Origin of the sequence: Scytonema sp. PRP1 (assembly GCF_036697665.2) — a bacterium.
Lineage (GTDB): Bacteria > Cyanobacteriota > Cyanobacteriia > Cyanobacteriales > Nostocaceae > Kalymmatonema > Kalymmatonema gypsitolerans.
Genome location: NZ_JBAHYJ020000071.1, coordinates 15,202 through 37,011, shown reverse-complemented (window position 1 = coordinate 37,011; position 21,810 = coordinate 15,202). Strand labels below are relative to the sequence as shown.

Annotated in this window: 19 protein-coding genes and 1 pseudogene; 8 read left to right on the top strand and 12 right to left on the bottom strand. The window is 43.6% G+C overall.

All coding sequences use genetic code 11. The features are described from left to right. Positions 1–57: 57 nt before the first annotated feature. A complete protein-coding gene (locus V5G28_RS15445; protein WP_332997119.1) occupies positions 58–555 on the bottom strand; it encodes a hypothetical protein in 498 nt (165 codons plus the stop codon). Positions 556–590: 35 nt separating this feature from the next. After that, complete coding sequence (locus tag V5G28_RS15440) at positions 591–1,436, bottom strand: fatty acid desaturase family protein (protein ID WP_332997116.1); 846 nt, start codon at positions 1,434–1,436, stop codon at positions 591–593. Positions 1,437–1,684: 248 nt separating this feature from the next. Here V5G28_RS15440 and V5G28_RS15435 point away from each other — a divergent pair, with 248 nt between their 5' ends. The 3 genes and pseudogenes from V5G28_RS15435 to V5G28_RS15425 all read left to right on the top strand — a co-directional run bounded on the left by V5G28_RS15435 (position 1,685) and on the right by V5G28_RS15425 (position 4,133). Next, entirely contained in the window at positions 1,685–2,608 is a 924-nt protein-coding gene (locus V5G28_RS15435) for a ribonuclease D (protein WP_332997114.1), read from the top strand. Positions 2,609–2,771: 163 nt separating this feature from the next. Further along, a pseudogene (locus V5G28_RS15430) lies at positions 2,772–3,574 on the top strand (tetratricopeptide repeat protein). A gap of 118 nt (positions 3,575–3,692) precedes the next feature. Continuing rightward, positions 3,693–4,133: a VOC family protein gene (locus V5G28_RS15425; protein WP_096564272.1), complete on the top strand. Its 441-nt coding sequence runs from the start codon at positions 3,693–3,695 to the stop codon at positions 4,131–4,133. A gap of 43 nt (positions 4,134–4,176) precedes the next feature. On the opposite strand, the gene V5G28_RS15420 is transcribed toward V5G28_RS15425, so the two are convergent. Both V5G28_RS15420 and V5G28_RS15415 read right to left on the bottom strand, forming a co-directional pair. Beyond that, positions 4,177–5,175 carry a CPBP family intramembrane glutamic endopeptidase gene (locus tag V5G28_RS15420; protein ID WP_332997112.1) on the bottom strand — a complete coding sequence of 333 codons (999 nt, stop codon included), beginning with the start codon at positions 5,173–5,175 and terminating at the stop codon, positions 4,177–4,179. A 40-nt stretch (positions 5,176–5,215) separates the two neighbouring features. After that, complete coding sequence (locus tag V5G28_RS15415) at positions 5,216–5,512, bottom strand: hypothetical protein (protein WP_332997110.1); 297 nt, start codon at positions 5,510–5,512, stop codon at positions 5,216–5,218. Positions 5,513–5,678: 166 nt separating this feature from the next. Here V5G28_RS15415 and V5G28_RS15410 point away from each other — a divergent pair, with 166 nt between their 5' ends. From V5G28_RS15410 to V5G28_RS15395, 4 genes are all read left to right on the top strand, one after another. After that, positions 5,679–6,848: a sensor histidine kinase gene (locus V5G28_RS15410; RefSeq protein ID WP_332997108.1), complete on the top strand. Its 1,170-nt coding sequence runs from the start codon at positions 5,679–5,681 to the stop codon at positions 6,846–6,848. After that, positions 6,845–7,480 (top strand): response regulator transcription factor, encoded by a 636-nt coding sequence (locus tag V5G28_RS15405; protein ID WP_332997106.1) that lies wholly within the window; start codon positions 6,845–6,847, stop codon positions 7,478–7,480. Before V5G28_RS15410 ends, V5G28_RS15405 begins: the two co-directional genes overlap by 4 nt. 687 nt (positions 7,481–8,167) lie before the next feature. After that, positions 8,168–10,219, top strand: coding sequence for an alkaline phosphatase family protein (locus V5G28_RS15400; RefSeq protein ID WP_332997104.1), 2,052 nt, complete (start codon positions 8,168–8,170; stop codon positions 10,217–10,219). Between the two features lie 63 nt (positions 10,220–10,282). Continuing rightward, a complete protein-coding gene (locus V5G28_RS15395; protein WP_332997102.1) occupies positions 10,283–12,538 on the top strand; it encodes an alkaline phosphatase family protein in 2,256 nt (751 codons plus the stop codon). A gap of 362 nt (positions 12,539–12,900) precedes the next feature. On the opposite strand, the gene V5G28_RS15390 is transcribed toward V5G28_RS15395, so the two are convergent. From V5G28_RS15390 to V5G28_RS15365, 6 genes are read right to left on the bottom strand one after another with little or no spacing between them, the layout of a single operon-like run. Next, positions 12,901–13,578, bottom strand: a complete 678-nt coding sequence (locus tag V5G28_RS15390) for a cytochrome c oxidase subunit 3 (protein ID WP_336230861.1) — start codon at positions 13,576–13,578, stop codon at positions 12,901–12,903. Between the two features lie 25 nt (positions 13,579–13,603). Next, on the bottom strand, positions 13,604–15,274 hold the full coding sequence (ctaD, locus tag V5G28_RS15385) for a cytochrome c oxidase subunit I (RefSeq protein ID WP_332997100.1): 1,671 nt from the start codon (positions 15,272–15,274) through the stop codon (positions 13,604–13,606). Positions 15,275–15,305: 31 nt separating this feature from the next. After that, complete coding sequence (locus V5G28_RS15380) at positions 15,306–16,109, bottom strand: cytochrome c oxidase subunit II (RefSeq protein WP_332997098.1); 804 nt, start codon at positions 16,107–16,109, stop codon at positions 15,306–15,308. Positions 16,110–16,134: 25 nt separating this feature from the next. Further along, positions 16,135–16,740: a DUF2231 domain-containing protein gene (locus V5G28_RS15375; protein WP_096564282.1), complete on the bottom strand. Its 606-nt coding sequence runs from the start codon at positions 16,738–16,740 to the stop codon at positions 16,135–16,137. Continuing rightward, entirely contained in the window at positions 16,737–17,231 is a 495-nt protein-coding gene (locus tag V5G28_RS15370; protein ID WP_332997095.1) for a DUF2231 domain-containing protein, read from the bottom strand. Before V5G28_RS15370 ends, V5G28_RS15375 begins: the two co-directional genes overlap by 4 nt. Before the next feature lie 24 nt (positions 17,232–17,255). Then, positions 17,256–17,432, bottom strand: a complete 177-nt coding sequence (locus tag V5G28_RS15365; RefSeq protein WP_158054653.1) for a hypothetical protein — start codon at positions 17,430–17,432, stop codon at positions 17,256–17,258. 664 nt (positions 17,433–18,096) lie between these two features. Here V5G28_RS15365 and V5G28_RS15360 point away from each other — a divergent pair. Beyond that, positions 18,097–19,941, top strand: coding sequence for a glycoside hydrolase family 15 protein (locus V5G28_RS15360; RefSeq protein ID WP_332997094.1), 1,845 nt, complete (start codon positions 18,097–18,099; stop codon positions 19,939–19,941). 42 nt (positions 19,942–19,983) lie between these two features. On the opposite strand, the gene V5G28_RS15355 is transcribed toward V5G28_RS15360, so the two are convergent. Then, on the bottom strand, positions 19,984–21,357 hold the full coding sequence (locus V5G28_RS15355) for an NAD(P)/FAD-dependent oxidoreductase (RefSeq protein WP_096564285.1): 1,374 nt from the start codon (positions 21,355–21,357) through the stop codon (positions 19,984–19,986). 57 nt (positions 21,358–21,414) lie between these two features. Further along, positions 21,415–21,666, bottom strand: a complete 252-nt coding sequence (locus V5G28_RS15350) for a hypothetical protein (RefSeq protein ID WP_332997091.1) — start codon at positions 21,664–21,666, stop codon at positions 21,415–21,417. Positions 21,667–21,810: the final 144 nt, after the last annotated feature.

Genomic DNA, 21,810 nt, shown 5'->3' with positions numbered 1-21,810 from the left:
TGTCTACTCATCAGTTCAAAATGGCTAAATTTACAATTGTATTTTGGGTCGCTACAGCTACAACTTACGTAAAAATCGTTTTCCACAATTTCCCAAGTAAACTTTTCTGAACCGACAAAATACATCAGTTCCAAGTTCGCCAACTCTCTTTGTAATGTCGTCAAGCAGAGATGAATTGGCGTCAATGTACTCGCAAGCCGTACAGCATCTAGTTGCAACACGAAATTCAAGATTTTCTGGTTCTGTACCGTAGATTTGCACAGGCCACCAAAAGCACTCGGATGGTTTTACGCCTTCTAGATGCAGCCTGCACAGATTCGTTTCGGTTAGGAACTGACAACAATCTTTTTGATCGTATAGGTAGAATCCGTCGTGCTTAACACATCGGGACTCGAACTCATCAAGTTCACTTGGTGAGTTGTCAGTTAGCCATGAAACAATTGCTTTATATTCGTCTTCAAGCAAGAACAACAAACCCGTTTTGCAGCAGCTAGCTTCAGCTTGCTGACAAGCACTGGCGAGTCTGGAGTTTACAGGATTAATGGGTGTTTTCATCTATCACCTCTACAAATAGATAAACTCCAATCGACTTAACTAACTGTTTTTAATTGCCGATAGGCTTTTAATTGCTGATAGGTATCGAAAAAACTATGAGAAATATCAGTCACTTCTGAGCACAAAACCTTGTGAGCTTCAGGCAGCTTATACCAGGGTATAGTAGGGCAGAGATGGTGAACGTGATGGTATCCAATGTTATGTCCAAAATAATTGATTAAAAAACCGATGTTCGTTCGCGTTCCAGATTCAGTGCCATAATGCTGGTCTACACTTTGCCAGTAAAGAAAGCTACTAAAAGTCCACATTAGGGGAACAAACCAGTACAACAATAAGATGTGGAAAATACCTGTCCAATAAAACAAGGAAGCAACAGATATCCAAAACAGAAGAACCTTTCGGTCAAAAAATCTATTGTAATCTGAATTAAAGGTCAAGAAATGGTGTTGGAAACCAGCATATCCAAGCATCGGCTTGACAAACCAGAGGAAGAAAAGGCTGTTTCGAGGATTTAAAAAGCCCAGATTCTCATAAGAAGATGGTTTTAGATCTTCGGGTTCCCCAAAATACTTATGATGATGCGAGTGTAGTTCTCGATATTTAGGCACTCTAGTAAAAAAAGGAAGTGCATAGAGAAACTCTAACTGGTCGTTCCACGAATGCTTCTTAAAAAGATTGTAGTGAGAAGCTTCATGTACGAGAGCTTCTCCTAAGCCGTACTGAAAGGCTCCGATTATCCATATCGAAATGATATAAATCGGCAAACTATTTGCCCAAACACTGAAAGCAGTAATCAGGAAAATACCGCTCCAGTTCCTAAATAGCACAAGGAAGGCTCTATAATCACTGCGTTCGATAAAGTTTCTAGCGTGATTTCCCATTACAGAAGTTCCTAATTCGTCAGCTATAATTATTCCACAACTTTGCAGCCGCTCAAAAACACGTTAATTGTGTAACCGAGAATTGCCAAACGCGATGCTGAGGTGGCTCCTCGGGAGCATCGCTCTGCTACATAAGTACAATCGACCGCTTCACGTAGATACAACCACAGAAAAATAACCAAGAAAATGCTAAAAATGGAGAGCTATAACTTGATACCCCTTCCGAATTTTTCAGGAAAACTCAACTCATGCCATACCTAACATTAGCAAGCGAAATCCGTTCTCTTGTCGCTGAATATACCAAAGCTAGCATTTTGTGGATTGATACAGAAATCGCAGACTATAAAAGTCGCAATGCTAGACTGTCGCTGATTCAGGTATTGGACGATCCACAAGATTTGAGTGGCGATCGCACCTTTGTTTTGGATGTACTCAACCATCCTGATGTTGTCGCTGAGTTTATTGACAAAATTATGCTCAATACCAATATTGAAAAAGTCTTTCATAATGCTAGCTTTGATCTGAAATATCTGGGTAACAAGAAAGCAAAAAATATCACTTGCACTTTAGAAATGGCAAAAAAAATTCCCTACTATGCCTTGCCATTACCTAACTACCAACTCAAAACTCTAGCTGCAGAACTTTGTCATTTTAAGAATATAGAGAAACAAGAACAAGGTAGTGATTGGGGAAGGCGACCCCTAAGCGAAGAACAAATAGACTATGCTTACCTAGACTGCATTTATCTTGCTCAAGTCCATCAACGTTTGATAGAATTAAACCAAGAAATTCACCCAGAACCCGCAACGGAAAACTTAACATCACTGAATGCAAGATACGCACAACTTGAGCAACAGTGGAAACTGTTAGACTCAGAATTCGCAAATCTCCAAGAGCGAATAAAAAAAGCTATGCTTGCTCAAAATGTAACAGAAAGCTCTTATTTCAAGCTAAGTTGTTACGAGCGAAAAACGGTGAAAGTACCGTTTACACAACTTGCAAAACTAGTACAAACTGAAGATATCGATTTAGATTTTCCAATCACATTGACTCAGAAACTACAAAAAGATTTAGGAGAAAACCTAGAACAACTGTCTGTAGATATTGAGCAAACAACTGCATGGCGACTGACCCCTAAAAATCAAGAAAGTGACGAAAACAGTGATGATTAATAAATGCTAAGTACATGATTGCATAAATTCATAGCGGAAACTTACACGAAAACTCTGCGTCCCTTTGCGCTTACTTAGCGGTCCTCTGCGTTTAAAAACATTACGAATTAATGAAATACTGTACTAAATATTAAATGGTTAGTATAAGGATGAATCGTCAAGAATGAATGCTGTCCGCATAGCTGCGCTTACTGCATTTATTGCCCTTGGAACCGTTTCCTGTAGTAACGCTAAGGATGTATTGGTTACAGAAATCGGAGTCCGTCCTGCTGGACGTCCAGCAGCACGACCATCACAAGCGAGAGACTTTTATATTCAGGGTCAATATCAGCAAATTAAAGGAGACTCACAAGGGGCGATCGCTTCTTATTCCAGAGCAATTAACCTCAATCCCAACTATGGAACTGCTTACAATAGCCGGGGACTGGCTAAATTTGATTCTGGAGATCAGCAGGGGCGATAGAAGATTACAACCAAGCGCTTAATATCAATTCCAATGATGCTCAAGCGTATAATAACCGAGGCAATGCTCGCGCCGCACAGGGAGACACAAACGGGGCGATAGAAGATTACAGCCAAGCAATTCGCCTCAATCCCAACTATGCTGAGGCGTACAATAATCGCGGGAATGCGGTTGCAGCAAATGGAGACAGAAACGCGGCGATAGACGATTACAGCCAAGCTATTAATGTTAATTCTAACTTTGCCGTTGCTTACAATAACCGGGGAAACGCCCGCGCCGCCCAAGGAGATAGAGAGGGGGCGATCGCCGATTACAACGAAGCCATCCGTCTTGCTCCCAACTTTGCAGCAGCATACAATAACCGAGGAAATGCGTATGCTGCGCTAGGAGATAAACAGAAAGCTATAGAAGATTTGCAGCGAGCCGCACAAATTTTTGAGAAACAGAATAATAAACAGTTATATCAACAAGTGATGAACAATATGCAAGAGTTAGGGCAGTAACTAAAGATATATCTCACGCGAAGTGGACTTATATAGAAGTACAGAATTGGCTCTTGAAACAGTCCGTTTGGATAACCTACTCTGACAGTAACAGGCATTCTTGAAGAGAGTGTATCCTATGACTGAGAAGCAAACTGTCAACGGTATTGTTGAATCGGTGCTATATGTTGAAGACTTGGCACGCTCGCTTAAGTTCTACGAAGACCTATTCGGATTTGAGAAAGAGGTCATGGATGAGATGATCTGTGTACTCCGGGTGCCCAACCGACAAGCCCTGATCCTGTTCCCCAAGAGCATAGCTCAGGAGCCGGGGAGGACAACGTCTCCCGTCGGTACGGTAGAAGGGGTGATTCCTCCTCATGGTGGAAGTGGTCGCTTGCACATGGCATTCTCAATTGCGGCGTCCGAACTAGAGTTTTGGGAACAACGACTGGCTGAGCGAGGTATCCCCATCGACAGCAAAGTTCATTGGAAACGGGGCGGCTGCAGCCTGTATTTCCGAGATCCGGATGAGCACCTCCTTGAATTGATCACCCCAGGATTGTGGACATTTTATTGAGGTTGTTGTGACAATCCCGCTACACCGCTTGCAGTTAGCGGAGCTAGCGCTGCAGGAGGGTTTCCCTCCGTAGGCGACTAGCGTTGGAGCATCTCATGTCACACCCTGTTCTGAAGCCAAGCCGACCTTTTGTTTTAAGAATTAATCCGATCGCAACGACAATCATTGGAATCACTAAGTTGATTTCAGTCATTAGATAAACTTTGGTACTATCTGACAAAATTTCGCCACCTAACCTGACTGAATCATTTGATAGCCCATGCATGGCGATCGCAATAATCGTAGTCCCACCAACTCGATTAAAGAAAAACGTCATGATAATTGAAAGTAAAACAAACTTAATCATCAGAATAGAAAAAATGGCTATCGCATTTCCAATTCCGTAAAAAAAAGTATCCACTTTAACAGGAATGTGCCACGCAAACCACATTAATCCTAGTATAATCGAGGCTTTGAGAGGGCTAAAACGGCTCTGTAGCAAAGGTAAAGCAAATCCTCGCCAACCATTTTCCTCAAATAAACCACCGGCATCTAAAAACATAGCAACCAAAAACTTGAACAAAAAGACGATTGAGAAAAAATCAATATGCCAACCGAATTCCTTTTCACTTAGCAGTAGTTTGTTGAGTGCAGCCGTCGCCAAATTCATCGCACTAAAAGTTAATATGCAGACTCCCCAAACTCTCAAGCCACGGTGCCAAAAAATATCTTTTCTCCAGAAGCGAAAGCGAGCTTTAAGGGTTGCAAAACCTTGTTGTCCATAAGCTATAGCAATAAGAAATACGGCTACATCGACAGCAGCAACTTGCACAAGACTTAGGAAAATTCCCAAAAATGCTTCCGGTGCTGCCAATACAACTCGAAACGCAGTTACTAAATCCGTATTAAATTGTAAACCTGATTTCTCAAAGCCTTTGAGTAATCCGTTTTGTGCATCTGTAAAAAGGAAAATTGGAATGATACAAACTTCAATTAAAATTGAAAATACATAAAACCATACAAGCGGACGCTTTTTGATGTTCTTCTTGAAGCGTTGAATCATATTAGGAATTCTAAATACAACAGTGTGAAAAGACAAGAATCTATTTGGAAAGACTACTGAGTGCTTTCGGACAGTTAAAGTTAAATTCAGCAAACGGTATGACTTGATTTGCTGTCTGTTGTACTTTCTCTCTAGCCTGATTTAAGACTCTATCAATCTCGGTTGGAGTCATTGCACCTTGCTGTTTGGCAATTTCAGTTGTTAAACAGACTCCCATTGGCACACCATCGCTTATCGTCCAAACCGTCTTTCCGACGACTGTACCTCCTAGAAATCCTATCCCTCCACTCATCAGGGCTGTAGTGATAACCATCCAACCAACGTGAATTCGTTTCATGTTCGTAAAACACCAGTAACTTAATTACTAAGGTGCCAAATCAAGTTTCTGCATACCATAGATTGGTGTCATGAATTAACATGACAAATGTCATAGATAAATTCAAAGGGAATACTATAGTGTAGTTTCTAGTATCTTTTAGCTAATATTTTCTGCTTGAGTTGCTATGAAACTGAGTATGATCTCTTCTCCATCATTCCGCTCAAATTTGCGTTATAGCGAGTGGGTGATGATTGTTGGAGTGAGTTTAGCCTTTTTGCTGGATGGCTCGTTTCAAGCTTCAATCGCAACATCTCTACAGGTTGTTTTCTGTCTTGTTGGATATGCGCTGTTGAGTTTAGTCTTTCCAATTAACCGTCCGCTTTGGCAAAGGCAAGTCTATGTTCTTGCAGGAATTATATTAGCAATTTTCATAAGGCTAACAGGAATTGGAATAGAATTGTTTCTCTATTTATATATTGCGAAAAGCTGCTTTTTATTGAATCGTAAAAATCTGATATTGACTGTAACATTAACGTTACTCCTAAATTTATTAACCTTTGTATGGGCGCTTCCTAAATCTGCTCAAATGAGTGCAGCATTATGTGTAGAGCTAGGCGAGCGCAACCAAATCCAACAGTTGATTTGGTTGCTATCAGATAATCTCGTCGTCACTGTCTTCATAATTGCTTTTAGTTTTATGGTAATTGCAGAACAAAAAAGCCGAAAACGTGCAGAAGCCTTAGCTGAGCAAGTAGAAACACTAGCGGCTACACTAGAGCGCACGCGGATTGCTCGCGATATTCATGATTCTTTAGGACATAGTCTGACAAACCTCAACAGTCGGTTAACTGTAGCCCAAAAAAAGCTACAACAACACGATATTAATGCAGTCTGTGAAGCTGTAGACACAGCTAAATTTCTGGCTAGTCAGTGTATTGAGGATGTGAATCACTCGCTGAAAACAATGCGGCAATCGGATTTTAATCTCAATCAAGCTTTAACCAATTTAGTCGAACAGCTTCGCTACAATCAAGCTTTGAGTGTGCAATGGGAGATAAACTTACCAAAGTTGCCGTTGCAAACCAGCCACCACATTTACTACATTGTCAAAGAAGGATTGATTAATATTCAAAAATATGGTCATGCTTCTGCGGTTCGTTTCCGAGGTTTGTCTACGCCGGAAGGTATCCTGATAGAATTAGCAGATGATGGTCAAGGGTTTGATCCGAAACTACCGCATTTAGGTTTGGGATTGCAAGGCATTGAAGAACGAGTCCAACTATTGAGAGGTGAATTGACGATCAACAGTACTCCAGGCTTAGGCACGCAGATTCAAATTATCCTTCCGCTATGATTCGCCTGTTAGTTGTTGATGACCAGGATATTTTTCGGCAGGACTTAGCCATATTGCTATCTGCTGAAGCGGGCTTGGATGTGGTTGGACAAGCGAGTCATGGACGTGAGGCGATCGCCCTCACCCAACACCTACAACCCGATGTCATTTTGATGGATGTCCGAATGCCAATTTGCGATGGCGTTACAGCTACTCGTGAGATTATTCAGCGTTATCCTTGGATACGGATTTTAGTGCTGACGACATTTGATGATGATGAGTATGTCTGGCAATCACTCCAAGCAGGCGCACTTGGTTACTTACTCAAACACACTCCAATTGAACAGATTGTGACAGCCATTCGTTCAGTTTATCTGGGGTACTGTCAACTCGGACCATCGATTGTTCCGAAAGTCGTTGCTCAGTTAAAACCTAATTCCTCACGACCAAAGCATGATTCTGACTACCTGTTAAGTCAACGTGAACTGGAAATTTTGAAGTTAATGAAACAGGGAAAAAATAATCGTGAAATTGCTCAAGAACTGCACCTTACAGAAGGAACTGTGAGAAATTATGTCTCTCAAATTTTCAGCCAGTTAGGTGTTCGTGACCGGATTCAGGCTGTGCTTTGGGCACAACAACATCTGCCATGATTTTGTACTCTCTTTCTTCTTTAAGTCGGCGACAAGATTTTGCTCATTCATTTGAATTATAACTATAATCATTTTTTATAATTTAGCTACAAAAAATTCAATTGAGAACAATAATAATTATTATCAGTTTTTACTAATTTACAAATGAATCTTTCTAAAGAATGATTTTAAAAAAAGTTTTTATTAACCTTAGCTTAAATAAAAAACTACCGAAAATTAATTGGATAAATATTTAATTTGTATTATGTTGATAGATGGGCTATTACTGGTAGTAAAATCTGGAAAATCAACAGATAATCTACTGAAATCAATTGCTAATGTTAAGAGGAAATATCTGAAATAGAGAATTAAAGCCGCTTTTCAGATATTATTAATAGTTTGACTAACAGATGACAGATGATAGTCTCTGTAACTAGCAATTTTGAAGAAGAGGAAATTTCTATTTAAAAGAAGTTGAGTTGAACTGAATTTCCGAAGAATTTAAGCATTAACAAGTAGAGATTTACAAGAGGTTAGCAGACAGAATCTCTTGTAGATGGTTGAGTGAAAAAATTGTCTCCTGAATTATTTAGTACACAAATAAAACATAGATTAAGCAATTATGCAATCATGTACTAAATTCATCAGGCAATAGAGGTATTTTTTTCCCAATTTGCCATTTGTCATATTTTGAATGGAGTCAAAGACATGGATGAATATTTAAGTAACAATTCTGTGAATCCCAGCGCCAATGCTTATGGCTTGGGTAACACTTCAGATTTGCAAACCAACGACCAGCCTATATTGGGTCAAACTCCGACTGGTAGGAACGTAATTATCTTTGTGGCAGATGGGTTGCGACCGAGTTCAGTCAATCCAGAAGATGCACCAACCCTCTATCAGTTGCGTCAGGAAGGAGTGAACTTCGTCAATAGCCATTCTCTGTTTCCCACTTTCACAACTCCAAATGCGTCGGCGATCGCCACTGGGCATTACTTAGGTGATACAGGCGACTTTAGCAACACAATCTACGTAGGGTATCCTGTCTTTGCTGGTGGAGGAAATGGGACACCAACACCGTTTATTGAAAATGACGCGATTCTCAGTGACATCGACGAACACTTTGGTGGTAACTATCTAAACGAAGAAACACTGCTAGCGTATGCCCGGCAAAACGGTTACAACACCGCTGCGGTTGGGAAACTCGGACCAACATTGATTCAGGATGTTACCCAGGGGAATGTCGGAGCAGATGGGAAGATACCAACACCGGACACGATCATTATTGATGACTCGACAGGCAAGACAGGTGGGGTTCCTCTCAGTTCAGAAATCACCAGACGATTGGTGGATGCAGGGGTAGGTATCACAGCCCCCGACCGTACTAATGGCGCAGCGAGTACCGACCAGCTGAGCAACGGCTATTCAGGGAACAATACCACTCCCGGAACGCTTGCGGCGAATACAGTTCAGCAGCAGTACTTTACCAATGCAGTTACCAAGGCAATCCTGCCTGACTTCACTGAAAAAGGCAATCCCTTTGCAATGGTCTACTGGTCACGAGACCCGGATGGTACGCAGCATAACCAAGGCGATAGCCTCAATAGCTTGACTCCTGGGATTAATGGTCCTACCTCGAAGGCAGCAGTGAAAAATGCCGATAACAACCTCAAGCAAATTCTGGACTTCATCAATAGCGATCCGCAGCTCGCAGCCAACACCGATATCTTCATCACCTCGGATCACGGCTTCTCCACAATTAGCAAGCAATTAACGGATACCCAAGGAGGAAAAGTTAGTGATTATGCGTCATCACAAACCTATCCAGGAGTGACTCCTGGCTACTTACCTCCTGGATTTGTCGCGATTGACATTGCCCACGAATTGGGACTACCCCTGTATGACGCCGACACGCCAACTGCTGATGGCAAAAACTATACCTTGGTAGACCCTACTCAAGGACAACGTCCTAGGAATGGTGATGGGTTGATTGGTGGTAGTGGTGTGATTCAGGACAAGCCTGATGCCAAAGTTGTTGTTGCTGCCAACGGCGGTTCTGACCTGATTTATGTTCCAGATCAAAATCCAGAAACCGTCAAGCAAGTGGTGGATTTCCTCAGCAAACAGGACTACACCAGTGGCATATTTGTGGATGATCAGTTCGGCACTATCCCTGGAGCATTACCGATTAGTTCAATTAATTTGAAGGGTTCCACGCAACTACCTACACCTTCCATCGTCTTGAACTTCCGGACATTTGCCACTGACAGTAACAATCCCTTTGGCTCCCAGGTAGAGATTGCTGACACAGGCTTACAGCAAGGGCAAGGGATGCACGGCAGCTTTGGTCGGGGCGATACTTACAATAATATGATTGCCTTCGGTCCTGACTTTAAGCAGGGTTACACCAGTTATGCTCCGGTTAGCAATGCCGATGTTGCAATTACGCTGGCAAACGTTTTAGGATTTGACATTCCTAGCAATGGTGAACTGACAGGACGCGTTATCAATGAAGCACTGGTGGGTGGTCCTGACAGTGTTTTTTACACTCAAGATACCTTAAAGTCTGACCCAACTGCTGATGGTGTGAGTACATATCTCAATTACCAGCAGGTAGGTGACACCAAGTACTTTGATGCTGCTGGGTTTGAAGGTCGGACTGTTGGGTTAACGATCCTCCCGTCAAATGTCACTTCAACTCCTGATCTCCTCTATGCAGGAGCGCAAACCGAACAGGAATTAATCCTTAGCCAGCGCTAATAGACGCCTCAAGATTGACTCTCGATATCGGAACTTTTTTAATCTGGGTTGAAGGTAGTGTTTATGATTCAATTCCTGAGACGTCATCTACGAACATTGATCTGGTTTGCAGTTGGCTTGGTCTGTGCGCTCTTGTTAGCAACAGGATTTTCCTTGACTCGGCTCACTGCAACAGCGACCAGACCCAAGCATCAAGGTTTTTCGCATACATACACTAGTCATCGTGACTTGACAGGGCGCGTCATTGCTAGCGCCGACACTAAAGTTCCCAAAGTTATTCTGATTTCCCTAGACGGTGCAACACCACGACTGATTAATCAATACTTTGCCGATGGAGTCCTTAGCAAAAATCAGGGTTTAGGGTTACTACAAAGCAAGGGAGCTTTTGCTCAACAAAATATTACAATCACCCCATCCCTTACTGCTGCCGCACATATTGCCATTGGCACGGGTTCTACAGCAGCAAACAATGACATCAACTCCAATTCGTTCCATTTAGTTGCCAGTCCCTTTAACCAAAATATCAGTGGCTTTGCTGCCCCGATTGGTGGTTATGAATTTGACATTCATGGACCCTCTGAAAGCGTAAATCCAACAGCTCAACCACTGTGGTTAGCTTTGAGAGAAAATGGCAAGAAAGTCGTAGCAGCTACATTTCCAGGTGCAGATGGAGCAGATATCACTGTGCCAGGTTTAACAAACAACCCGATTGTGCAGCCAGCCAGTAAAAGAACCGTAGATTACACAATACCTTACGGAACCTTTGGTGGAGTTGGAGCGCAAGGTTTTAGCTTAACAACCGCAGACTTTGCTCCCGCGCCCGAGACCATCCTTGACCAATTTCTTGACCAATTTAAAGAGGCTGGCAAAGTATCCTACAGCCCCATTTTGGAAACCAACAAATCTTTTGATAAATTTACAGTTGGTGGGGTGAATTACGATATTCAGGTGGCTGCCCTCGACACTACAGATGATAAGCAAGTAAATTACGATACTTTAGTCTTCTTTGATGCTACCCAAGGTATTCAGCCTGGTTCTTTCAGCTTGCCTTCCACTGGACCTGCTTACGTGCGCGTCAATGACCAAAAGTCCAGTCCATTCTACTTAGAGGGTAGCTCCAACAAAGCAGGAACTGCCTTTTACGCAACAACCGTAGCACCTGACTTATCCACTGTCCGTTTTATTCGCTACTCTGCAAATTACATCCCACGAAACCCAGCAGTACTTGCAGATGTGGACGACATCAATAATAATGTTGGCTTCTGGGGAATCGAGCCTGATTTCCGCATCACCGAACGACTTAGCCCTGGACTTGGGAATTTTTCTGACAGCGAATTAGAAGCTGTTTACCAAGACCAGCTTCAGACGTTCGTTGACTATCAATCTCGTGTTGGTTTACGGGCAATCAACAAGAATCCCAATGCTGATTTAGTATTACTCTACATCGAGCAACCCGATGGTGCAGAACACCAATTTTTTATTACTGATCCACGTCAAGCAACTGATTTTAGCAATCCCAACTCCATTGGAGAAGGTCAGGATAAAGAAAAGATAGCCCGTTATCAAAGCTATGTCCAAGCAGCTTACCAAGCAAGCGATCGCGCAGTTCAACAAATCATTGACGCGGTTGGTACTGATAGACGTGGCAGACCCAAGAGCAATATTATAGTCGTTTCCGACCACGGGTTTGACCCTTTCCACACAACAGTTAGTATCAACAACTTCCTGCAGAACCAAGGCTTTGACCCCAACAAAGTTCGAGCAGTTTCCTCTGGTCCTGCGGTCAACATTTACATTAACCTCAAAGGACGCGAACCTAATGGTAATGTGAGTCGTGAAGAGTATATTACCCTGCAACAAAAGGTAGCAGATGCGCTCAAGTCCTTTGTAGACAGCAACCCATACTATGCTTATGGTAATAGCGTACCTGTCTTTGACAAAATATATACCCGACCTATCCCTGAATTGAATGACCCCTCTTTTGGTCTAAGCACCAGCGATTTTATTGGTCAAGATAGCGGCGATGTCTTTGCCTTACTTACAGAAGGTTACAACTTCGACGGTGTTCAAACTCCAGTCGTGCAGCGTTTAGGAGATTCCGTCTCTAGTACTTCTGTATTATCTATACCCAATTTCTACGGCGCACATGGTTATGACCCAACACTCCCAAATATGAGTGCGATTTTCTATGCAGCTGGTCCAGATATTCAACCAGGCAAGTTGGAGCAAGTGCGTAATATTGATATTGCACCAACTATCTTACGTCTATTGAATGTTAATCCTGCACCCACAGTTCAGGGGAAAGCAATTTTCGAGTAATTCAAAGACCTTTCTCCTTGAGGAGAAGACAAAAGGCAGGTGGCAGATCCTTGCAAGTTCTTTCGTTCTGCTTCCTGCCTTTTTGCTTTGCAACTCAAAGCTGATAAAAATTCTGGCGTTGCTGAATTCCGGATATGAATTATATAGCGGTTTGCAACCCTTGTAAGCTACACAAAGAAATAATGAACCACAGATGGACACTCATGGGACACAGATAAATCTGTACTTCATTCATATGAAACGCGCTATAAATTCATGGGTGTGTAGAGACGTGCCATGGCACGTCTCTACAAGGATTTCGTATCAAACTACAAAAATGTATACAAAAATAATTCATGACAAAATTAGCAACGCCAAAATTGCTATGGTTGCCAAAGATAAAGAAGCGAAAACAGAATGACCCAAATCACGTCAACAAAGTGCCAGAACAAGGTTGTCGCACTTACGCCAAAGTGTCCTTTGTTATAGTTACCCCGAATAAAAGAACGAATCAGCATCAGTATCTGTAGAAGAACACCGACAAGAACGTGCAGACCGTGGAAGCCTGTCAGGACGTAGAATGTCCCCCCAACCAGCCCCGTAGTCAGACCGAAGTTGAGGTTGTTCCACTCAATCGCCTGACCAATGAGGAAGTAGATTCCCATAACAGATGTAATCAGCCACAGCAAGCGAAATCTGGTAATTTTGCGACGCTTGAGGGCGTTTTCTGCTGATTGGATGACAAAGCTACTGGAAAGAAGGACTACCGTGTTAAAAATCGTAAATGCAGATAATTCCGGTCCCGAAACACCAGGCGGTAGCCAATTGGCACTCGTCAATCTTAGAGCAATGTATGTGAAGAAAAAACTCAGGAAGACTATGCTTTCCGACAGTAGAAATACGGTAAACCCGAATAGTGTTCTGCCATGCTCATCTTCCGCATTTCCCCCACCTATTGGCAGGAACCGTTGCAGCCAATTTGGTAGAGATCGCCGCAACTTATCCAAACGGATAGGGCTTTCATCTAATATTTCCTCTAATAAATCAATAGGATTTTCCATGATTGCTTATCCGATGAAATTGCAGCTATTCTTGAGTGGCAGCTTCTGGTGTTGATCGGGATCTACCGTCGTAGTTGTAGGGCGGTTCGGTGACAACTGGAATTTCCTCGAAGTTCTCTCTTGGAGGCGGTGAAGAAGTTTTCCACTCCAAACCTGTAGCGTGCCAAGGATTGTCAGATGCTTTAGAACCCAGTAGTAAAGAACCTATCATATTTGCGATGAAGGGCAATGTCGCCATCCCCAACAGGAACGCCCCAAGGCTGGCGATGACGTTCCAGCCCTGATACCTTGGATCGTAGGAGGAGATTCGGCGCAACATACCCTGTAAACCTACGGCGTGCATAGGGAAGAAGGTGAGATTGGCACCGATGAAGGTTAATAAGAAATGTAGCTTGCCCCAGCCCTCAGCGTACATTCGTCCGGTTATTTTAGGGAACCAAAAGTAAATTGCGGCAAAGATTGCCATCGTAATGGTATTGTGGACGATGTAGTGAAAGTGACCTACGACGAAATAAGTGTTGTTGACGTGAATGTCAAACGGTACTGAACTGAGCATCACGCCAGTGATACCGCCTAAAATAAACATCACTACACCTCCTAAGGCAAACAGCATCGGTGTCAAAAGATGCAGTCTGCCATTCCAGATGGTAGCAGTCCAAGCAAATACCTTAACGCCAGTGGGTATGGCGACCAACATTGAGGACGCCATGAAGAGAATCCGCATCCAGTCAGGCGTAGCACTAGTGAACATATGATGCACCCAGACGAAAATGCTAACCAAAGCAATACCGAAGGAGGCGATCGCCACTGACCGATAGCCAAACAGGGGATTGCGGGAAAAGGCAGGGAGAATCTCCGAGAAAATACCGAAGGGAGGTAGTGCCATCACGTACACTGCTGGGTGAGAGTAGAACCAGAACAAATGCTGGTAAATAATTGGGTCACCATTCTGCAACGGTTTGAAGAAGTTTGTCCCGAAACTTAGGTCGAAAAATAGGAGTATCAATGCGCCGGTGAGCGAGGGCAAGCAAAATAGTTGCAGGATCTGAGCGCTGAGAACCGTCCAGACGAACAAGGGCATACGGAAGAACGTCATCCCTGGTGCGCGCATCCAAACAATGGTCGTGATAAAGTTGACTCCCCCGATAATTGATGAGATGCCCAGCAGTATCACACTTAGAATCCAAATAAATTCGCCGTTGAGCAAGTTACCGGAGGAGTTCTGGATGCTAATCGGCGGGTAAGACCACCAGCCAGCTTGCGCAGGACCATTAGGCAGCAAGAAACTTGAGAGTAGCAGAATACCTGCTGGTGGAATGATCCAGAAGGCGATCGCATTCAGGAGTGGAAAAGCCATGTCCTTTGCCCCAATCATTAGCGGCACTAGGTAATTGGCAAGACCTGCCATGAACGGGATAATCCAGAGGAAAATCATCACCGTGCCGTGTAGGGTGAACAAGCCATTGTAGAGCGAGCGATCCACCAGATTTGATTCAGGCGTCACCAGTTCGCCACGGATAATCATAGCTAACAGCCCGCCTATCAAGAAGAAAATGAAGGTCGTCACCATGTACTGGACACCGATGACTTTATGGTCTTTGCTGAAGCTGAAGTACTCCCGCCAGTGTGTCCCAAGGTTGTTATGGGAATTTTCGGACTCGCTAGTGCCGCTACCTTCAATAGAGTTATTTGTCATTCATCACCTTCTTTTCAACTATGATGATTCATTATTTTTGAAGAGTTGATTTGCCCGCAGCAGCCTGGGAAAGCCACTGGTTATAAGCTTCCGGAGAATCAACGTACACATCCGCCTGCATCAAGGCGAAGTCAGTACCACTGAATTGGGAATCACTCAGCTTATACTTACCCTCGCGAGTGGGCGCTAACACAATCTGAATGTTGCGGTTGGGGACAATGTCCTGTTTCAAGCGGAACTCCGGAACGTAGAAACCGTGGATAACGTCCTCCGAATGCATATCTAAACGAGTACGCTGATTGAGCGGCAGGTGCAATTCGTTACTGGTAACATTCCCTGGATAGCGGAAAGACCAAACCCACTGTTTAGCGACAACCTCAATGTTTTGAGCCACAGGTTTGATATTCTTGCTAACCGTGACAGCGTAAGCAGGTTCTTCAATAGGTATATGCAGGTGTACCACCTGTGTTAAACCAAGGATATCCAATTGCTGATAAATTTTGTAGCTTTGGGTTGCGAGCCATAACACCAGTAGAGTCGGGGTTACTGTCCAGAGAATCTCTAACCTCACATCATTTCTGGCAGGATGACCGTGGCTCCAGTCTCCCTTGGGAGCACGACAGGTGAGAAGCGAATATACTATGATCCCAGTAAGCCCCAAGAAGATGAACGCTCCAACTGATACCAGAAAACTAAATATCTCATCCACCCGTTTCGCTTCTGCAGTTGCCTGAGCAGGCATCCAAGAGTATGCTTGTTGTCCGAGCCAACGACTGGCAATGAGAATCGCCGCTATAAAAGCAGCTAATAGCAGTGTGTTTAAAATTTTTCTCATATAACTTGTAGAAACCCTTACACCCTTACTTGAGAAGCATATTGGGGTTTTCGCCCCGCCGCAGCAAACCTGCAGCTGTATTGTGAATTGCAAACTCGCTGCCCATGTGCGCCCCCAGCGTTCCGTGGACATACAAAATACCCAATAGCGCAATGCCCACTAACAAATAACTCCACTGTACCTGCCTAGTGGCATTCTTACGCCAGCGATAGCGCTGCAACCCCCTCCACACAGTCATTGCAACGAAAGCTGCCAACAACAAAACACCACCTACACCATGCAAAAGCATCGTTGCACCAGCCCCCAACCCCCAAGCACTCTTCACATCAGTTGGCGGATTTGCTAGCAAAAGCTCGAAAAAACCTGCTGCTACAGTAAAAAATGTGATCACTGTACAAGCTAGCAGGTTGTACCAACCCACATCATAAAAGCCTGAACGAATGGCAGTCAGAGACAAAAATTTGAGGATTGGTTTTTCTATGGGAAAAAGTGTACCTGCTATGTCAAAAACTATGGCGATAATAAATAAACCTAGCGTGAGATGCACCAAATTTGGATGTATGGGAATCTCGTATGGTAGCCCATTTGCACCCAGCTTGAACCACAACTGGTCAATAAGTTGCGAGTTCATCGCAAGACCCCCTGCTTTGTCGCTTCAACGACTGGTTCCACATGCAACCCGTAAACCCAAAATAACTTGCTTCCCAAATAGACCTGTAAGGACACCAAGCAAATCAAAAATGTGGCAACACCTAGGTAAGCAACTGGTATCTTTAGTGGGTCTTGGGCGCGAATTGCAAAACGCCATGCTGTAATGGCGACAAGGATCGCCGCAAGCGCCCAGCCAGTTATTGTATGTGAATTCAGTATTGGCTGAACTGCGTTGTAAGATTGGGCTAAACCAGCTTCAAACTGACCAAAGATAACAGCAGCGAAGATGGCGATCGCCGCAACAAACATATTCCAAAAACTCACCTCAAACAAACGGTGGTTACGGGTTAGATATCCCACCACGTCGCAGAAGAAGGAAAAAAACACCATCGCAATCACGAAATGAACAATGATCGGATGGATGGGGTCAGGGTATGGTAGATTCTCACTATTGAGAGGCAAAGCAAGCATTGCTTTCTCCTTTCAGCAATTTGGTTATTTTTGGGCTTTTTCTAAAAGGCGATATATGCTCGTCGCATCTGTTGCTCCCGCAGCGATCGCCCCTCTCTCAAAGCGATAGAGCAACCGCTTTGTAGGAACAGTTAACGGCTCATCCACCGGGCTTTGGAAATAACTATCCAGTTGAAAAAGGTTAAAAATTTTACTGTACAAGCAATATTCCTACCCTACAGCTATTCCACTATTCTTATTCAAATAAGTATTTACTTATAAATGTATAAAAACAAATCTATCTTAAGATTGATATCAATAACAGTTTGACAATTTACCAGTTAAATTTTTCCATAAAAATAGTATGTCAATCAATGACATATCTTCTACATAGAAATGTGATATAAATGTGTTAAACGAACCTCAATCTTTCAAACGAGTCATTTGTTTTTCTACTTTGAGACTTTGAAAAGTTATATTTTTGATTCCAATATAAATATTATGAAATTAGGATAACATTTTATTTTTTTATTAGAAATATCATGTTTATTACTTCGTAAGACAGAAGAAATAACTTGACAAAATGTTTAATTTAAACATAAGAATTTAAATCTTTTTTACTTCTTCACACCGTAATACCAATTCTTTATGAAGATGCATAGAATATTAAAAAACGTAGACGCGCAGCGGCGTGCCGCAGGCTACCGCCAAGCCTGCCCTCGAGCGAAGCGAAGGGACGCCAAGAGCGCCAAGAATGGAGGTTATTTATTTAGTGCAGCTTCACATTAAATTGGTATAAGTTAGGGGCTTGCATCCTTTCTTTTTTTGAATTTAGTTAAAGTGCTTGCCCGTAGGGCATATTTTGAATTTCAGCAAAGTGAGGGTCATGGGATATCAGCCAATCCAAAACTATGGAATTATTGGGAACATGTACACAACAGCCTTGGTGGGGCTGAATGGATCTATCGACTGGTTTTGTTTTCCTTTTCATGACTCGCCCAGTGTCTTTGCGGCACTACTGGACCATCAAAAGGGCGGGCATTTCAAGATTTCACCCAGGACTTGTGAGGTGACTCACAAGCAGTTCTACTGGCCTGAAACCAACGTCTTAGTAACCCGCTTCCTGACACCAGAAGGCGTTGGAGAAATCACCGACTTTATGCCTGTAGGGATGGCTGCACAAGAGGTTGGAGCTCACTGGTTAATCCGGCGTGTTAAGGTGATTCGTGGCTCCATGGATTTCCTTATGGAATGCCGTCCCGCTTTCAACTATGCCCGAGATGAACACCAAACAATACTTAGTTCTGGAGGTGCGTGCTTTCACTCACCAAAACTCAGCCTCGAACTTTTAACAGATATCCCACTACAGCAAGAAGACAGTGGAGTTTTTGCCAAGTTTAACCTTCAGGCAACACAGACAGCGGTTTTTGTGGTGCGGGAAACTGAACCCAATCGTGGTTGTGGACATCCTCTCGACCAGTCACAAGCGGATGAGCTCTTCAAGGAAACCGTTGATTACTGGCGTCGCTGGCTTGAGCAATGCACTTACATGGGTCGATGGCGCGAAATCGTTCACCGTTCAGCACTGGTGTTAAAGCTACTAACCTATAAACCGACCGGAGCAATCATAGCAGCGCCTACCTGTAGTCTTCCAGAGAGTATTGGCGGTGAACGCAACTGGGACTACCGCTACACCTGGATCAGAGATGCAGCTTTCACGCTTTATGCGTTAATGCGTATTGGTTTCACCAAGGAAGCTGCTGAGTTCATGAATTGGATAGAATCTCGTTGCCATGAGTGCAGTCCGAACGGCTTATTGCAAAATATGTATGGAATTGACGGACGGCATGACCTGAGCGAAGAAATCTTAGATCATCTGGAGGGTTACAAAGGTTCAAGCCCGGTTCGTATCGGCAATGCTGCTTACAAACAGTTACAACTGGACATTTATGGGGAGTTGATGGACTCGGTGTATCTCTACAACAAGTATGGAGCACCAATCTCATATGATATGTGGACCAAAGTGCGCCATATGCTCAACTGGGTTTGTGACAACTGGCAGCGACCAGACTCTAGTATCTGGGAAGTGCGTAACGAACAACAACACTTCGTGTACTCAAAACTTATGTGTTGGGTGGCTTTGGATCGCGGCTTGCGTTTAGCAGACAAGCGCTCATTCCCAGCAGAAAATCGAAAGCGGTGGATCGAGGTTCGAGACCAAATCTATGAGGAACTCATGTCCAAGGGATGGAATGCCTCACGTCAGGCTTTCGTGCAATATTACGGTAGTGATTCTCTAGACGCCGGAAGCTTAATTATGCCTCTGGTATTCTTCCTCTCGCCAGTAGATCCCCGTATGCTGGCTACTTTGGATGCCATCAATCAACCTCCGAAATCAGGAGGGTTAGTCTCTGATAGTTTGGTATACCGATATAATTTGGAAGAAACGCCCGATGGTATAGAAGGAAATGAGGGCACCTTCAATATCTGCACGTTTTGGCTGGTTGAGGCACTAACCCGCGCCGGAGTTAAGAATAAGGAGAGTGCCCGGCTCGATAAAGCCCGACTCCTATTTGAAGAAATGCTGGGCTATGCCAACCATCTGGGGCTTTATGCCGAGCAAACGGGACCGAGTGGCGATGCATTAGGGAATTTCCCCCAAGCTTTTACACATCTGGCTTTGATTAGTGCAGCTTGGAACTTAGATAAAGCGCTTGATGGTAAACGCTAGTAATGAAGATAAGAAATTCCTGGATTTGGAATTTTTCTCAAATCATGATTTCTTGTTTTTTTCATCGTCTCCTAATATTTGAAGTAATTTTCTGGCAGCCAAAATTCCCACAGCTACACCACCAACTAATTCCACTGCCTGCACCACTTTCTTGCCCACATCGTGAGGGTCAAGGTGGCGGTGGAAAATCTCTTCATCTAGCCATTCTACAGTGGCTTTAAAGTCATGAATCGGCGTCGGCAAGAGTTCTAGATAAGTGCCTTGACGGATTAAATGACCGGGTTTGCCAGTCACTTCAAAAACGTTGTAAACGTTAGCAGCGGCATCGTTTAACCCAAGTTTTAGCAAAGTGCCACGTATGTTAACCCTAACAGGTTTGGGGTCATTTCCTAAAGCGATCGCTTTCAAATTTTGAGCAATTGTCGCTCCTTGTTGATATGCAACTTGTGCAGTCGGCGGAAAGGAACTGTCCTCGACTGCGGCACAATCTCCGCCTGCAAAGACTTCTGGAAAATCCGGCAGTTGTAACGTTTTGGTGACTTTTAATCGACCGTGCTTGTCTCGGTGTTCCTCTGGAATTGCCAAATCTTTAATGAGCGGATGGGTAGCAGTGCCAGCTGTCCAAATTGTGGTATAAGTTGGCAGTGTCTCAGACTTGCCATCGCGTTTATACTCGATTGCGTTGGAACGGATAGCTGTGGCTTCTGCCCCCAAAAGCATTTCTATTGGAACGGTGCGTTTTTGCAATTCTTGCTCAGCAGTTTCACGCAGATGACTGTTAATATCACCTTTTAGGATTTCCTTGCCATGGTTAATGAGTACCACCCGCACTTCTTGAGGATTGCCTTTTAGTGCGGCATACCAATTTGGTAACAAATCGGCTAAAGTGGCTGCCATTTCCACACCGGAAGGACCACCACCAATAATTGCAACTGTAAGCAGTTTACGACGTTGTTCTGGATCTTCAGTTTGCGCGGCTTTTTGCAAACAGTCACGCAAATGTCGATCAATGGCGATCGCATCTTTTTGCGTCCAAAAAGGTAGGGCATTTTCTTTTGCCCCCTCAACACCAAAGTAGCCTGTGACGCTCCCTAAGCCTAAGACTAAGTTGCTGTAGTTGTAGGAAGTTCCTGAAGTTAATTTGACTTGTCGTTGATGCAGATCAATTGCTTGCACTGTATCTTGAACAAAAATCACACCACTCCCTTTCAGCAATTCTGTAAAACGCGGGACTACCTGAAAGGTATCCATTTCACCACTAAAATACTCGTAAAGTAATGGCTTAAAACAAAAGCGATCGTTGCTATCAATCAAAATGACAGAGCGAGGATAGTGTTCATGTGCAAGGTGCAACGCTGTAAATAGCCCGGTAAAGCCACCGCCTAAAATAACCGTTTGATAAACTGGATTGTTCATAAAATAATTTTTCTCCATCATCTTGTTTGGAGATACGTTGATTAATAAACCGCTCTGCTATACCGTTAAAAAGAAAGTAATTAAAATCACACTCAGGGTAATAGCGAACAAGATAGCGTATTCAACTCTACGACTAAAAAATCCAACCACAGCAATCAGGATGATACCAAGAGCGAAAATGCCAATGTACTGCTCCTTTTGCAACCCTTTAGCAATCAGTGGGTCATTTTGCGTCCCCGGTGGGGGAGTTTCCTGAGTTGTGCCTACATACTGATTTTTCGGTTGCAATTCTCGGGTTGGTAAAGCCATAAAACTATTCCTTTCAAAAAATTTAACCAACTTGTCAGACGAGATAGTGATTACTTCCCCTTGCATTCAAGCGTTCCATCATTACTGACTAGAGCCACCTGAAACGTAGCGTTGCAGCGGTGGGCGCGCAAGCTACCCCCCTAC

Coding starts and splice junctions, on each gene's coding strand:
- V5G28_RS15355 (WP_096564285.1), bottom strand. CDS start 21,357: ATGAACAATCCAGTTTATCAAACGGTTATTTTAGGCGGTGGCTTTACC.
- ctaD (WP_332997100.1), bottom strand. CDS start 15,274: ATGACAAATAACTCTATTGAAGGTAGCGGCACTAGCGAGTCCGAAAAT.
- V5G28_RS15440 (WP_332997116.1), bottom strand. CDS start 1,436: ATGGGAAATCACGCTAGAAACTTTATCGAACGCAGTGATTATAGAGCC.
- V5G28_RS15375 (WP_096564282.1), bottom strand. CDS start 16,740: ATGAACTCGCAACTTATTGACCAGTTGTGGTTCAAGCTGGGTGCAAAT.
- V5G28_RS15395 (WP_332997102.1), top strand. CDS start 10,283: ATGATTCAATTCCTGAGACGTCATCTACGAACATTGATCTGGTTTGCA.
- V5G28_RS15390 (WP_336230861.1), bottom strand. CDS start 13,578: ATGGAAAATCCTATTGATTTATTAGAGGAAATATTAGATGAAAGCCCT.
- V5G28_RS15380 (WP_332997098.1), bottom strand. CDS start 16,109: ATGAGAAAAATTTTAAACACACTGCTATTAGCTGCTTTTATAGCGGCG.
- V5G28_RS15370 (WP_332997095.1), bottom strand. CDS start 17,231: ATGCTTGCTTTGCCTCTCAATAGTGAGAATCTACCATACCCTGACCCC.
- V5G28_RS15420 (WP_332997112.1), bottom strand. CDS start 5,175: ATGATTCAACGCTTCAAGAAGAACATCAAAAAGCGTCCGCTTGTATGG.
- V5G28_RS15435 (WP_332997114.1), top strand. CDS start 1,685: ATGCCATACCTAACATTAGCAAGCGAAATCCGTTCTCTTGTCGCTGAA.
- V5G28_RS15360 (WP_332997094.1), top strand. CDS start 18,097: ATGGGATATCAGCCAATCCAAAACTATGGAATTATTGGGAACATGTAC.
- V5G28_RS15350 (WP_332997091.1), bottom strand. CDS start 21,666: ATGGCTTTACCAACCCGAGAATTGCAACCGAAAAATCAGTATGTAGGC.
- V5G28_RS15415 (WP_332997110.1), bottom strand. CDS start 5,512: ATGAAACGAATTCACGTTGGTTGGATGGTTATCACTACAGCCCTGATG.
- V5G28_RS15405 (WP_332997106.1), top strand. CDS start 6,845: ATGATTCGCCTGTTAGTTGTTGATGACCAGGATATTTTTCGGCAGGAC.
- V5G28_RS15425 (WP_096564272.1), top strand. CDS start 3,693: ATGACTGAGAAGCAAACTGTCAACGGTATTGTTGAATCGGTGCTATAT.
- V5G28_RS15445 (WP_332997119.1), bottom strand. CDS start 555: ATGAAAACACCCATTAATCCTGTAAACTCCAGACTCGCCAGTGCTTGT.
- V5G28_RS15400 (WP_332997104.1), top strand. CDS start 8,168: ATGGATGAATATTTAAGTAACAATTCTGTGAATCCCAGCGCCAATGCT.
- V5G28_RS15410 (WP_332997108.1), top strand. CDS start 5,679: ATGAAACTGAGTATGATCTCTTCTCCATCATTCCGCTCAAATTTGCGT.